The organism is Ruegeria sp. SCP11, assembly GCF_040329455.1.
GTDB classification, from domain to species: Bacteria; Pseudomonadota; Alphaproteobacteria; order Rhodobacterales; family Rhodobacteraceae; genus Ruegeria; species Ruegeria atlantica_E.
In genome coordinates, this window is the sequence record NZ_JBDZYG010000005.1 from 33,154 (window position 1) to 46,512 (window position 13,359).

Genomic DNA, 13,359 nt, shown 5'->3' on the forward strand with positions numbered 1-13,359 from the left:
TCGGTTTATCCCGCGCCGGGAATTATCTCAGGCGCGGGTCCAAAGGGCGTTGTCGCCCAGTTTTTCCACAAACGCCTCGTGCGCCGCACGCTCTTCGTCGGTGATCTTGGACGCCAGCGGTGTCGGGCGTCCGGTCGGGCGCCAATCGTCCTGACCACCCGCAGCTGAGGATGCAGACGTGGACAGGCCGAAATCCGGCTGCCGTCCACCGATCAGTTCCAGATAGACTTCGGCCAGAATTTCCGAGTCGAGCAACGCCCCGTGCAGCACTCGGTTCGTATTGTCGATGTTGAACCGGCGGCACAACGCATCCAGCGAGGCGGGTGAGCCCGGGAACCGTTTACGCGCAATCGCCAGCGTATCCAGCGCCTGATCCATCGGAATCTGCGGCAAACCCATCCATTTGAGTTCCGCGTTCAGGAATTTCATGTCGAAGGATGCGTTGTGGATCACCAGCTTGGAATCCTGAATGAAATCAAGAAAGCCTTTACCGACTTTGGCAAAGACCGGCTTGTCTTTCAGCGTGACCTCACCCTTTTCAGGTGGGCGCGGGTTATCCAGCATGTCGGGGCCGATGCCGTGCACGCCAAAGGCCTCCTCGGGCATCGACCGTTCGGGGTTGATATAGACGTGATAGGTCTCACCCGTGGCCACGTGGTTCCACAGCTCGACCGCCCCGATCTCAACAATGCGGTCACCGCTTTCGGGATCGAACCCAGTGGTTTCGGTATCGAGTACAATCTCACGCATCTGCCAGCCCCGCCCGTATCTGCCTGACCACATCCTGCACCTGCGCGCGGGCGTGGTCCAGCGTATCCGTCACGATCACAAAATCCGATCGTGCACATTTTTCGTCATTCGGCATTTGCTTCGCACGGATCTGTTCGAACTGCGCCTCAGTCATCGTGCCGCGTTCCATCACGCGGCGCTTTTGCTCTTCAGTCGGGATCGAGACGCAGGCGACCGCATCCATCGCCGCATCGCCGCCGGTTTCAAACAGCAGAGGAATGTCGAAGACCAGAATATCCGCGTTGGTCTGCTCCCGGAACGCAGCGCGATCCGCAGCCACCAGCGGATGCACGATGGCCTCGATCTGTTTCAGTGCAGATGGGTCCTGCGCAATGATTTGCTTCAGCGCATCGCGGCTGACCTTGCCATCGACAATCGCGTTAGGAAACGTCGCTTGCATCGACTCGACAGCGGCTCCGCCCCTTGAATAGAGTCTATGTACGGCCGCATCCGCATCCCAAAGCGTGCAGCCTTCTTCGACGAACATCTGCGCCGTAGTGCTTTTGCCCATCCCGATTGAACCCGTGAGGCCAAGCGCGAAACTCATCCCAAAACCGCCGCGCGCAGATCATCGGTCACCTCGGGGCGAGTGCCGAACCAGCGTTCAAACCCGGGCACCGCCTGATGCAGCAACATGCCCAACCCGTCCACGGTGGTGCAGCCGGCTTCTTCCGCCGTTTTCAGAAGGGTCGTTCGCAGCGGCGCGTAGACCAGATCGGTCACCACCGCACCCGGCTGCAACCCGTCCAATGGTACCTTCAGTTCCGGCTGTCCCCGCATCCCAAGCGAGGTTGTGTTGACCACCAATTGTGCTTCTTCAACGACACTACCAGCGTCATTCCATTCCACGACGGTTATGCGGTCGCCGAATTCCTCTTTCAACTGATCCGCCCGAGCGCGTGTACGGTTGGTCAGCAGAATCTTGGGTACGCTGGCTTCCAGCAATCCCTGCAAAACTGCCCGCGCTGCGCCGCCTGCGCCAAAGACCACCGCCGGGCTTTGCGATGGAATCCAATTCGGCGCACCACTGCGCAGATTCGCCATAAAGCCATACCCATCGGTGTTGTCCGCGTGGATTGTTCCATCCTCTTGAAACACAAGCGTATTGGCGGCTCCAATCGTCGAGGCGCGTTCCGAAACCTGATCCGCGATCCGCAATGCTGCCTCTTTATGGGGTACAGTCACGTTGGCCCCGACAAAGCCAGCATTAGGCAGTGTGCGCAGAACCGTCTCCAGATCTTCTGGGGCCACGTCCATCGGGACGTAATACCCAGCCAGCCCGTATTTCTTCAGCCAGTGGCCATGCAGTTGGGGCGATTTGGAATGCGCAATCGGGTGCCCGATCACACCGGCCAGCGGAATTCGGTTATGCGTCATTGATCGATCACCCCTTTGACGGCCAGAAAATTGAGCAGTTCCAACAGGGGCATACCCAAGACATTAAAATAGTCGCCGTCAATGGTGGCGAACAGGCGGACGCCTTCCTCTTCCAGCTTATAGGCGCCCACCGCATACTGGATACTGTCCCAGTTGCGGTCGATATAGTCGCGCAGGTAAGCGTCCGAGCTCATCCGCATCCGCAGGCGCACCTGACCCACATGACGCCAGATCGGCTCACCATCCTGATAGATCACCGCCGCCGACAACAGCATATGCCGCTTGCCTCGCATCGCCTTGAGCTGCGCTAGCGCGTCCGCGGGCGTTTCGGGCTTGGACAGCAACTGCCCGTCAAAATCCAGCACCTGATCGCAGCCCAGAACCATTGCTCCGGGGGCTTTGTCACTAACCTTGCGCGCCTTCATCTCGGCCAGCGTATCGGCGATGTCGCGCGGTGAGGCCGCCTCGGCCAGCAGCGCGCGTTTCATGGTATCCTCGTCCACGCGCGCGACCTGAACGGAAAACGGTACGCCTGCGTTTTCCAGCAACTGCGCGCGAATGGATGACCCCGAGGCCAGGATGATGGGGACAGACATGTGGACAACCCCGTGTGCAAATCGTTGAGCGTTCTTGAACGGTTTGTATGGTTTTCCGATTGACACGCAACCCCGGGAATTCCGCGCAAAACTTCCCTGAGTCGCTCGAACGCTGTCCATCCGGGACAAGGATAAGTCGGGTAGGTGGGATAAGCGGAAACTCCACAGTTACCCTGCAATTTATCCCCAGAAAGACCGTAAAATTGAATTACTAACTATTTGAATTTAAAATATTAATTTCGTCATTCACAGAATCACTCCCCTGAACCGGAAAACTTTCCACCTGGGGAAAACACATGTGTAAAAAAGTAATCCACGGATTTTGTTCACCCTACAAAACCATCTTCCTTTTTCTTTTCATATTTTTTTATTAGGGAGAGTTCCGAGCAACGCCCGGAGCCAAAATGACTGATCTTCTTTTCACGATGTACCCGTGGGTGAAGTCCTTACACATCATGGCCGTGATCTCGTGGATGGCAGGGCTGTTCTATTTGCCCAGACTGTTCGTCTATCACGTGGAAAAAGCGCAGAGCGTCGATGGTGCTGAAACCATCTTCTTTGAAATGGAAGAGAAGCTTTTGCGTGTGATCATGCGCCCAGCCATGTACGTGGCGTGGGTGTGCGGGCTGATCATGGTGTTCACGCCAGGCATAGTTGGATGGGATTGGACCTGGCCCTGGGTCAAAGGTGCAGCAGTGATTGGAATGACCTGGTTCCATCACTGGCTGATGGCGCGGCGCAAAGACTTCTTAGAAGGCCGAAATAAGCTCACTGGGCGGCAGTATCGCATGATGAACGAAGTTCCGACCATTCTGATGGTTGCCATCGTTCTGGCGGTCATTCTGAAGTTCTGAGGGCCTGTTTGACTCCGACGGCTGCCGCGCTTATGTAGGGATCAACACGCCCGTCCGGGCGGCGTATCTTCCGTACTGAATTTCCACTTCGTGCCGCGGTGTCAGCGGCGAAGGTATATACCATGTCCACTGAATCCCTGAATCTGGCCGACCTGAAGGCCAAAAGCCCCAAAGACCTTCTGGCGATGGCCGAAGAACTGGAAATCGAAAACGCCTCGACCATGCGAAAAGGCGAGATGATGTTCCAGATTCTGCGTGAACGCGCGGATGAGGGGTGGACCGTTGGTGGTGATGGTGTGCTTGAGGTGCTGCAGGACGGCTTTGGCTTCCTGCGATCGCCCGAAGCGAACTATTTGCCGGGTCCTGATGATATCTACGTCTCGCCCGACATGATCCGCCAGCATTCACTGCGTACCGGTGATACGGTGGAAGGGGATATCAAAGCTCCGGATGAGAATGAACGCTATTTTGCGCTGATCAAAGTCACCAAGATCAACTTTGAAGAGCCCGAGAAAGCCAAACACAAAATCCTGTTCGACAACCTGACGCCGCTGTATCCGGATGAGCGTCTGAAGATGGAGATCGAAGATCCGACCATCAAAGACAAATCGGCCCGCGTGATCGACCTGGTTGCGCCGATCGGTAAAGGTCAGCGGTCGTTGATCGTGGCGCCGCCGCGGACCGGTAAAACCGTGATCCTGCAGAACATCGCGCATTCGATCGAACAGAACCACCCTGAGTGCTACCTGATCGTCCTGCTGATCGACGAACGCCCGGAAGAGGTGACCGACATGCAGCGGTCTGTGAAGGGTGAGGTTGTGTCCTCGACATTCGACGAACCGGCGACGCGCCACGTGGCTGTCTCGGAAATGGTCATCGAAAAAGCCAAGCGTTTGGTCGAACATAAACGAGATGTTGTTATTCTTCTCGATTCGATCACAAGACTTGGTAGGGCGTTTAACACCGTGGTGCCATCCTCGGGTAAAGTTCTGACCGGTGGTGTGGACGCGAACGCGCTGCAACGGCCCAAGCGCTTCTTTGGTGCGGCACGCAACATCGAAGAGGGTGGCTCGCTGACCATCATCGCCACTGCGCTGATCGACACGGGCAGCCGGATGGACGAGGTGATCTTTGAGGAATTCAAAGGCACCGGTAACTCGGAAATCGTTCTGGATCGCAAAATCGCCGATAAGCGCGTGTTCCCGGCCATCGACATCCTCAAATCTGGTACAAGGAAAGAGGACCTGTTGGTCGACAAGGGTGATTTGGCGAAAACCTTCGTTCTGCGCCGCATCCTCAACCCGATGGGCACTACCGATGCGATTGAGTTCCTATTGTCGAAGTTGAAACAGACGAAGACAAATGGTGAGTTCTTCGATTCGATGAATACCTGACACAGGTCTTAACTGACGCGAGGCCTTCGAATGGATACGATATTCGCCTTGGCCAGCGCACAAGGCAAAGCAGGAGTGGCGGTGATCCGCCTCTCTGGCCCTTTGGCGCATTCCGCCGCGGCTGGTTTGACGGGCAGCTCGCTGCCGTCCCGCGGAATGCGCGTTCGGTCACTGCATGCGAGTGATGGATCGCGCCTGGATGAAGGTCTGATTCTAACTTTTCAAGCACCTGCCAGTTTTACTGGCGAGGATGTTGCCGAGTTGCAGATTCACGGTAGCACCGCCTCGGTCAATGCGGTGATGCGTTACCTGTCAGATGCGGATGGGCTGAGATTGGCCGAGCCCGGAGAATTCACGCGCCGCGCTCTGGAAAATGGAAAGATGGACCTGACTCAGGTCGAAGGTTTGGCCGATCTGATCGATGCGGAAACCGAAGCGCAGCGTAAGCAAGCTCAGACCATACTGGCTGGCGAACTAGGCAATTTAGCCGAGCGTTGGCGTCGCGATCTGATTCGGGCGGCATCTCTGTTGGAAGCGGTAATCGACTTTGCGGATGAGGAGGTGCCCACCGACGTAACCCCAGAAGTGCAATCGCTGATCACAGGGGTTATGCACGATCTGCAACGAGAGGCAGATGGCGTGAAGATCGCTGAACGCATCCGGACCGGGTTCGAAGTGGCTATCGTCGGACTTCCAAATGCGGGCAAGTCAACCTTGCTGAACGCTTTGGCCGGACGAGAGGCAGCGATTACTTCGGAATACGCGGGGACAACCCGGGATGTTATCGAAGTGCGCATGGATCTTTCTGGGCTGCCGGTTACTCTGTTGGATACGGCTGGGTTACGCGAAACCGAAGATCACGTCGAAAACCTTGGAATTAAGCTGGCACGAAAACGCGCAGATGCAGCTGATTTGCGGGTATTCCTAACCGATGATCCATCGGAGCTTGGTGTTCCTATGATCGAGGGCGATATCCAGGTTTTGCCAAAATCAGATCTACACGGAGATAGAGAAGGCGGGATTTCTGGAAAAACAGGCCAAGGTATTGACCGACTTATCTCCCATATATCGTGTATTCTGAGCGAGAGATCCACTAGCCATGGTATTGCAACGCGCGAGCGCCACCGGGTGGCATTAAATGACGCCAAGGCTGCACTGGGTGCAGCGATGACGGTTCTGGAATCAGGACCGGACTTGTATGATATCGCTGCCGAGGAGTTGCGCACTGCAATCCGAGCCTTGGAAACTCTGGTTGGCAGAATTGGGGTCGAAGACCTGCTCGACGAAATATTCTCCAGTTTCTGCCTGGGTAAGTAGGGAGTGTTTCACGTGAAACATTCGAAGTTCGATGTTGTAGTTGTTGGTGCTGGCCATGCTGGTACCGAAGCCGCACATGCGGCTGCACGGATGGGTGTCGAAACAGCGTTGGTGACGCTGTCCGAACAGGACATCGGTGTTATGTCATGCAATCCAGCTATCGGTGGCCTTGGAAAGGGTCATTTGGTGCGCGAAATTGATGCGCTAGACGGTGTTATGGGGCGCGTTGCTGATCAGGCCGGTATTCAATTTCGCTTACTGAACCGTCGTAAAGGTCCGGCCGTCCAAGGTCCAAGAGCTCAGGCCGATCGAGCGTTGTATCGCGCCGCCATGCAAAAAGAAACGCAAGGGCGGGACCATCTATCCATCATTGTCGGAGAAGTCGTTGATTTCCTGATGGATGGATCGAAAGTTTCAGGGATCAAACTGGCGGATGACTCCGCGATTCGCGCGGAAGCCGTCATTCTTACGTCTGGTACTTTTCTGCGCGGCGTCATTCACATTGGCGACGTTTCTAAACCAGGTGGACGTATGGGAGATCGTCCTTCGGTAAAGTTGGCGGAACGTCTAGACAGTTTTGATCTTCCTCTTGGCCGTTTGAAGACAGGAACACCGCCAAGATTGGATGGTCGGACAATTGATTGGTCAGACCTTGAACGTCAGGATGGCGACGAGGATCCCACGCTGTTCTCCTTTCTCTCGACTTCGGTTATCGCGCCCCAAATTTCTTGCGGAATTACGCATACAAATGCGCAAACGCATGAGATTATCGAAAAAAACCTATCTCGGTCAGCTATGTATGGCGGACATATAGATGGTGTGGGACCTCGCTATTGTCCATCCATCGAGGACAAGATCGTCCGCTTTGCAGATAAAGAATCCCATCAGATTTTCTTGGAGCCTGAAGGAGTTCATGACCATACGATCTATCCCAATGGTATTTCGACGTCATTGCCGCAAGATGTGCAGCTTGACTACGTTCGCTCCATCAAGGGGTTGGAAAAATCTGTAATCCTACAGCCCGGTTATGCGATCGAGTATGATTATGTGGACCCACGCGTATTAACGTCGACTTTGTCACTGCCTGAAGCGCCGGGACTTTATCTTGCCGGCCAAATCAATGGTACGACGGGGTATGAGGAAGCAGCAGCGCAAGGACTCGTAGCCGGTCTAAACGCAGCATTGAGTGTTCTCGGACGGGATCCTGTTCACTTCACACGCGCAGATAGTTACATCGGCGTGATGATTGATGATTTGACAACACGCGGCGTGGCAGAACCTTACCGTATGTTCACCTCTCGTGCGGAATTTCGTCTTTCTCTCCGGGCTGATAACGCTGATCAGAGGTTGACGCCAATGGGCGTTGATCTTGGTTGCGTTGGGGACACTCGAAAAGCGCAATTTACAAGAAAGATGGAAAAGCTTACTGCGGCAAAATCATTGTTGATGGACCGCACATATACACCGAAAGAGGTTCGCGCTGTAGGAATCAATGTGAACCAAGATGGCAATCGCAGGGATGGAATGGCACTTTTGGCGTTTCCGGATGTTTCGTTTGAGGACCTTCTGTCACTTGTGCCGGGACTGGAGGGATTTGACGCGGATACACGCCTCCAGGTCGAGCGCGATGCCCTTTACGCGAACTACATTGCGCGGCAGCAAAAAGATGTCGAAGCCATGAAACGGGATGAATTATATGAGATTCCACGTGATTTCGACTATTCGATGTTGGATGGCCTGTCGTCTGAGATGAAGCAGAAGTTGGCCAAGGCTCGGCCAGTAAATATTGCTCAGGCTGCGCGAGTAGAGGGTGTGACGCCTGCCGCTCTGACCTTGTTGCTTGCCAAATTGCGGCGAGAACAAAAGGTGCGTAAAGCATGAGTTCTGAAATACTGAGCGGATTGGGTGTTTCACGTGAAACATTGGGTCGGCTCGAAACTTATGTAAGCCTAGTCCAGCGCTGGAATCCGAAGATAAACTTAGTATCCCGGAGAAGTCTTGAAGACATCTGGTCACGGCACATCCTGGATTCGGTGCAGGTATATCGGTGTGTTGATGGTTTTCAGAACTGGGTTGATCTAGGAAGCGGAGGGGGCTTCCCTGGCATGGTTTGTGCAATCATGGCTGTCGAAGAAGCGCCCGACGCACAATTTACTTTTGTTGAAAGCGATCAAAGAAAATCTGCCTTTTTGCGCAACGTCGCGCGGGAATGCGGGGCCAGATGCACTGTCATTTCAAGGCGAATCGAAGAGGTCGATCCTTTAAATGCCGATATCCTTTCCGCACGGGCCTTGGCTGAACTTAGGATACTATTGTCCTTTTGTGATAGGCATTTAAGTGAACAAGGCACGGCCCTGTTGCCTAAAGGCGCAAACTGGAAAAAAGAGCTGGAAGGCGCGCGGGAGGAATGGAATTTCGACTGCGAGCCGATTACAAGTTTAACTGAACCCCAAGCTGTTATCCTAAGGATTAAAGGAGTATCGCGTGGTTGACCTGTCTCGTCCCTCAGGGCCCCGGATAATTGCGGTTGCCAATCAGAAGGGAGGGGTGGGAAAAACAACGACGGCGATAAATCTTGCCGCAGGTCTTGCGGAAGCAGGGTGCAGAGTTCTGGTGGTCGACCTTGATCCGCAGGGCAATGCATCAACTGGATTGGGTGTGGAAGATAGGGATTGGACCACTTATGATCTGATCCTGGATGAAGCCCCACTCGAGGCCGTATTGCAGGAAACGGATATCGAAGGGCTTTTTGTGGTACCCGCGACTGTCGATCTGAGTTCTGCTGATATTGAGCTGATATCCAATGAAAAACGCAGTTATCTGCTACACGATGCTTTGCGTCAGACAGCGATCGATAAGTTTAAGCTGGATTTTGTCCTTATAGATTGTCCACCATCACTGAATCTGTTGACGGTGAACGCGATGGTGGCGGCCCATTCCGTTCTGGTCCCGTTGCAAAGTGAGTTCTTTGCTTTGGAAGGTCTTTCGCAATTGATGTTGACGATCCGAGAGATCCGTCAAACCGCGAATCCGGACCTCAGAATCGAAGGTGTTGTGTTGACCATGTATGACAACCGCAACAACTTGTCCCGACAGGTGGAAAAGGATGCGCGTGACAATCTGGGTGAAATGGTATTTAAAACCAAAATACCCAGAAATGTGCGGGTCAGTGAGGCACCATCCTATGCTTTGCCGGTTCTGCAATATGACTCCGGGTCTTTGGGTGCGATGGCATATCGGCACCTGGCTCGCGAAGTCATTCATAAGAATAAGAATGTCGCCGCCTGAGCGGCAGTGAGGAGGGCTCAGTGGTCGCCAAAAATTCAAAACCCAGAGGCCTAGGTCGAGGTTTGTCGGCGTTGATGGCTGATGTAACGCAGGAAACCGAAGGTCTGATCTCCTCGGAACCGCGTCGGCCGGATATGAAAGTTCCGATAGAAAAGCTGCGGGCAAACCCAAATCAGCCGCGCAGAACTTTTTCAGCGGAACAATTGGATGAGCTTGCAGCTTCGGTCAAAGAAAAAGGCATCATTCAACCGCTCATCGTGCGAGAGATTTCTGGGGGAGGCTACGAAATTGTCGCTGGAGAGCGCCGTTGGCGCGCTGCTCAGATGGCACAGCTGCACGATATTCCCGTTATTGTGCGTGAATTCGACGATACCGAAGTGCTCGAAGTCGCAATCATCGAGAATATTCAACGCGCAGACTTGAATGCAGTTGAAGAGGCAGCTGGATACAAGCAGCTTATGGATCGTTTCGGCCACACCCAGGAAAAGCTCGCTGAAGCGCTCGGGAAAAGCCGCAGTCATATTGCAAACTTGCTGCGTTTACTGTCATTGCCGCTGGATGTTCAGACATTGGTGATCGAAGGAAAACTCTCGGCAGGCCATGCACGAGCGTTGATTACAGCTGAAAACCCGTCTGAATTGGCGAAAATTGTCGTACGGGATGGTCTTTCAGTGCGCGCGACCGAGGCATTGGTGAAGAAACAGCAGACGGATCCGGCCAAGGCGGCCCCGCGCTCGCGTAATCTGGATGCAGGCAAGGATGCGGACACACGCGCGCTTGAGAAAGACCTATCGGCGATTCTCGCTATGAAAGTTGTGATCAACCACAAGGCTGGAACGGAAACAGGTCAGGTGGTTTTGACGTATGAGAACCTTGATCAGCTAGACGACCTTTGCGCAAAGCTCAGCCGTTAGGACGGGTCCAGATAAAGATCATGACACTGCTGAGAACTACGGCCTGAATGATCAGAACGTGGGATGGCAAAGCCAGCAGGACAGACAGTCCGAATACGGCGGCAACCGAGATGGTGGCCGCCTTTTTTGCGGCTGGACGAATGGCACCGGAAGACTGCCAGTCTACGATCAATGGTCCGAACGTTTGATGTGTGATCAGCCAGTTGTGCAGGCGTGAGGATGATCGGGCGAAGAAAAACGCCGCCAACAACAGGAAGGGCACCGTTGGCAGCAGGGGCAGGGCGATACCAACAACCGCGAGCCCAACGCAGACCAACCCCAAAGCTGCCCAGATAAATTGCATCTTCTATCCCAACAATTCCCGGATCACCGCATTCAGGACGGCGCGTCCGTTACTAGTGGCAAACAACCGGCCTCCGGACTGTTCGATCATGCCAAATTCGATCAGATCGGACAGTTTATCCTCTGGCAACGGGTGATCCGCCAATCGGTTAAATCTATCAATATCTAGGCCATCTGTGATCCGTAACCCCATCATAAGGTATTCATTGGCTTGATCTTGCGTTGAAAGCAGTGTGCGTTCTTTTTCTCCACTGCCCGTGTCTACTGCAGTCAGCCATGCGTTAGGGGATAGATAAGTTTCCGTCGCCAGTTTTCGACCGTTTTTTGTGATCCGCCCATGTGCTCCAGGTCCAATGCCAACATAGTCGCCATAGCGCCAATAGATCAGGTTGTGCTGCGATTCTGCTCCAGGTCGGGCATGGTTTGAGACCTCGTAAGCGGGTAAGCCGTGTGCTTCGCAGATCTCTTGCGTCGCAAGATACATATCGGCCGCGCCGTCATCTTCCGGCAGGCCGCGCAGCTTGCCGATAGCATAGCGGTCTCCAAAGGCTGTGCCTTCTTCAATGGTCAGTTGATATAGGGACAGATGGTCGATGGCCATTGATAGCGCCTCGGTCAGTTCCGCGCGCCAGGCTTCGAGGGTTTGATGTTGCCTTGCATAGATCAGGTCGAAACTGACCCGATCAAAGCAGCTACGGGCTATATCAAATGCAGCGCGGGCTTCGGTGACGCTGTGGATGCGGCCCAGACGACGCAGATCTTTATCGTTCAAAGCCTGAACGCCCATCGAGATACGATTTACACCTGCGTCGCGATACGCGGCGAACCGACCGGCCTCGACCGAGCCAGGGTTGGCCTCAAGCGTGATTTCCATGTCATTGGCCGGGTGCCAGAGGGCGCGGGATTCTTCGATTACCGCGGCGACGGTGTCGGGCTCCATCAAAGAGGGCGTTCCACCGCCAAAAAAAATCGTGTTTAGAACGCGATCAGGCGTCTCTGCGGCTGATCGGTGCAGCTCACTCAGATAGGCATCAAGCCATTGTTTTTGATTGATATTCCTGGAAACATGGCTGTTGAAATCGCAATAGGGGCACTTGGCCTCACAAAAAGGCCAATGCACATACAGGCCAAAGCCCCCGTTGCGCCAATCATCCGCCAAAGCAGCCCTTCACGAACATCTCAACCGCGCGGCCGCGATGGCTGATCTTGTTCTTTTCCCAGCGATCCATTTCAGCATAGGTAATGTTGTGACCCTCGGGGACAAACATCGGGTCATAGCCGAACCCGTCCTTGCCGCGAATGGGCCAGACCAAGTGACCCGGTGCGATGCCTTCGAAAACCTCATCATGCCCATCCGGCCAGGCCAGAACCAGCGTGCAGCGGAATTGTGCGGTGCGCGGATGGGGGGCGTCTTTTGCCTCCAGCTCATCATGCGCGCGCGTCATGGCCATCAGGAAATCGCGGCCATTGCCAGTTTCAGCCCAATCGGCGGTGTAAACTCCCGGCGCACCGTTCAGAGCGTCTATGGTGATCCCGGAATCGTCCGACAGGGCAGGCAGACCGGTGGCTTTTGCTGCGGCATGGGCTTTGATCCGGGCATTGCCGACGAAGGTATCCTCGGTCTCTTCCGGTTCGGGCAGGTTCATTTCTCCCGCGCCCACAACTGTCACACCAAAGGGTTCGAGGAGATTAGCCACCTCCTCGAGCTTGCCCTTGTTGTGAGTGGCCACCAGCAGTCGGTCCCCGTCGAACTTGCGGGTCATGCGGTGGCTGCCTTCTGTGCAGCGGCCAGTTCTGCCACGCCTTTTTCAGCCAGATCCATCAGGTGGTCCATCTGAGCGCGGCTGAAGACCGATCCTTCGGCGCTCATCTGCACTTCGATCAGTTTGCCCGAGCCGGTCATGATAAAGTTACCGTCGACGCCTGCTTCGCTGTCTTCCGGATAGTCCAGATCCAGAACCGGTTGACCCGCGTAAATACCGCAAGAAACGGCTGCAACAGGGTCTAACAAGGGGTCCGAGATCACATCGCCCGCCTTCATCAGCTTGTTCACTGCCAGCCGCAGCGCCACCCAACCGCCGGTAATCGAAGCGCAGCGAGTACCGCCATCGGCCTGAATAACGTCACAGTCCACGGTGATCTGACGCTCACCCAATGCAACCCGATCGACGCCAGCGCGCAGGGCGCGGCCAATTAAGCGCTGGATTTCAACAGTGCGGCCGCCTTGTTTGCCCGAGGCTGCTTCACGCCGCATCCGCGTGTTGGTGGCGCGGGGCAGCATACCGTATTCTGCGGTAACCCAACCCAGGCCAGAGCCCTTGATGAAGGGCGGCACGCGATCCTCGATCGTGGCAGTGCACAGCACATGGGTATCGCCCATTTTGATCAGGCAGGAACCTTCGGCATGTTTGGTGAAGCCCGTTTCAATTGAAACAGCGCGCATTTCGTTTAAATCACGTCCTGAGGGTCGCATGGAAAATCCTTTGTT

Annotated in this window: 15 protein-coding genes; 7 read left to right on the forward strand and 8 right to left on the reverse strand. The window is 54.8% G+C overall.

Going from position 1 to position 13,359, the window contains the following annotated elements; translation table 11 throughout:
- Positions 1-27: 27 nt before the first annotated feature.
- The 4 genes from dnaQ to ABLN94_RS09055 are packed head-to-tail and all read right to left on the reverse strand — an operon-like array spanning position 28 to position 2,762.
- Positions 28-750, reverse strand: a complete 723-nt coding sequence (gene dnaQ / locus ABLN94_RS09040; RefSeq protein WP_352991738.1) for a DNA polymerase III subunit epsilon — start codon at positions 748-750, stop codon at positions 28-30.
- On the reverse strand, positions 743-1,336 hold the full coding sequence (gene coaE, locus ABLN94_RS09045; protein WP_352991740.1) for a dephospho-CoA kinase: 594 nt from the start codon (positions 1,334-1,336) through the stop codon (positions 743-745). The genes dnaQ and coaE overlap by 8 nt, the downstream gene beginning before the upstream one ends.
- Positions 1,333-2,166, reverse strand: a complete 834-nt coding sequence (locus ABLN94_RS09050) for a shikimate dehydrogenase (protein WP_352991742.1) — start codon at positions 2,164-2,166, stop codon at positions 1,333-1,335. Before ABLN94_RS09050 ends, coaE begins: the two co-directional genes overlap by 4 nt.
- The gene (locus ABLN94_RS09055; protein WP_352991744.1) at positions 2,163-2,762 is read right to left on the reverse strand and encodes a Maf family protein; all 600 of its coding nucleotides are present in this window, start codon (positions 2,760-2,762) and stop codon (positions 2,163-2,165) included. The genes ABLN94_RS09050 and ABLN94_RS09055 overlap by 4 nt, the downstream gene beginning before the upstream one ends.
- 404 nt (positions 2,763-3,166) lie before the next feature.
- Between ABLN94_RS09055 and ABLN94_RS09060 the strand changes: the two genes are divergently transcribed.
- From ABLN94_RS09060 to ABLN94_RS09090, 7 genes are all read left to right on the forward strand, one after another.
- Positions 3,167-3,616, forward strand: coding sequence for a CopD family protein (locus tag ABLN94_RS09060; RefSeq protein ID WP_352991746.1), 450 nt, complete (start codon positions 3,167-3,169; stop codon positions 3,614-3,616).
- A gap of 122 nt (positions 3,617-3,738) precedes the next feature.
- Positions 3,739-5,010 carry a transcription termination factor Rho gene (gene rho, locus ABLN94_RS09065; protein ID WP_170487889.1) on the forward strand — a complete coding sequence of 424 codons (1,272 nt, stop codon included), beginning with the start codon at positions 3,739-3,741 and terminating at the stop codon, positions 5,008-5,010.
- Positions 5,011-5,040: 30 nt separating this feature from the next.
- Positions 5,041-6,327, forward strand: coding sequence for a tRNA uridine-5-carboxymethylaminomethyl(34) synthesis GTPase MnmE (mnmE, locus tag ABLN94_RS09070; protein WP_352991747.1), 1,287 nt, complete (start codon positions 5,041-5,043; stop codon positions 6,325-6,327).
- Positions 6,328-6,339: 12 nt separating this feature from the next.
- A complete protein-coding gene (gene mnmG, locus ABLN94_RS09075; RefSeq protein ID WP_352991748.1) occupies positions 6,340-8,208 on the forward strand; it encodes a tRNA uridine-5-carboxymethylaminomethyl(34) synthesis enzyme MnmG in 1,869 nt (622 codons plus the stop codon).
- Complete coding sequence (rsmG, locus tag ABLN94_RS09080; RefSeq protein WP_352991749.1) at positions 8,205-8,819, forward strand: 16S rRNA (guanine(527)-N(7))-methyltransferase RsmG; 615 nt, start codon at positions 8,205-8,207, stop codon at positions 8,817-8,819. The genes mnmG and rsmG overlap by 4 nt, the downstream gene beginning before the upstream one ends.
- Positions 8,812-9,615 (forward strand): ParA family protein, encoded by an 804-nt coding sequence (locus tag ABLN94_RS09085; protein ID WP_352991750.1) that lies wholly within the window; start codon positions 8,812-8,814, stop codon positions 9,613-9,615. The genes rsmG and ABLN94_RS09085 overlap by 8 nt, the downstream gene beginning before the upstream one ends.
- A gap of 20 nt (positions 9,616-9,635) precedes the next feature.
- Positions 9,636-10,529 (forward strand): ParB/RepB/Spo0J family partition protein, encoded by an 894-nt coding sequence (locus ABLN94_RS09090; RefSeq protein WP_352991751.1) that lies wholly within the window; start codon positions 9,636-9,638, stop codon positions 10,527-10,529.
- On the opposite strand, the gene ABLN94_RS09095 is transcribed toward ABLN94_RS09090, so the two are convergent.
- Genes ABLN94_RS09095 through rph form a run of 4 tightly spaced genes read right to left on the reverse strand, consistent with a single transcriptional unit; the run spans position 10,519 to position 13,344 of the window.
- Positions 10,519-10,872 (reverse strand): YbaN family protein, encoded by a 354-nt coding sequence (locus ABLN94_RS09095; protein WP_170487903.1) that lies wholly within the window; start codon positions 10,870-10,872, stop codon positions 10,519-10,521. The two genes, ABLN94_RS09090 and ABLN94_RS09095, sit on opposite strands and share 11 nt — an antisense overlap.
- A 3-nt stretch (positions 10,873-10,875) precedes the next feature.
- Positions 10,876-12,030: a radical SAM family heme chaperone HemW gene (gene hemW, locus ABLN94_RS09100; RefSeq protein WP_352991753.1), complete on the reverse strand. Its 1,155-nt coding sequence runs from the start codon at positions 12,028-12,030 to the stop codon at positions 10,876-10,878.
- Complete coding sequence (gene rdgB / locus ABLN94_RS09105; RefSeq protein ID WP_352991755.1) at positions 12,020-12,634, reverse strand: RdgB/HAM1 family non-canonical purine NTP pyrophosphatase; 615 nt, start codon at positions 12,632-12,634, stop codon at positions 12,020-12,022. Before rdgB ends, hemW begins: the two co-directional genes overlap by 11 nt.
- Complete coding sequence (rph, locus tag ABLN94_RS09110) at positions 12,631-13,344, reverse strand: ribonuclease PH (protein ID WP_170487910.1); 714 nt, start codon at positions 13,342-13,344, stop codon at positions 12,631-12,633. Before rph ends, rdgB begins: the two co-directional genes overlap by 4 nt.
- Between the last annotated feature and the right edge of the window lie 15 nt (positions 13,345-13,359).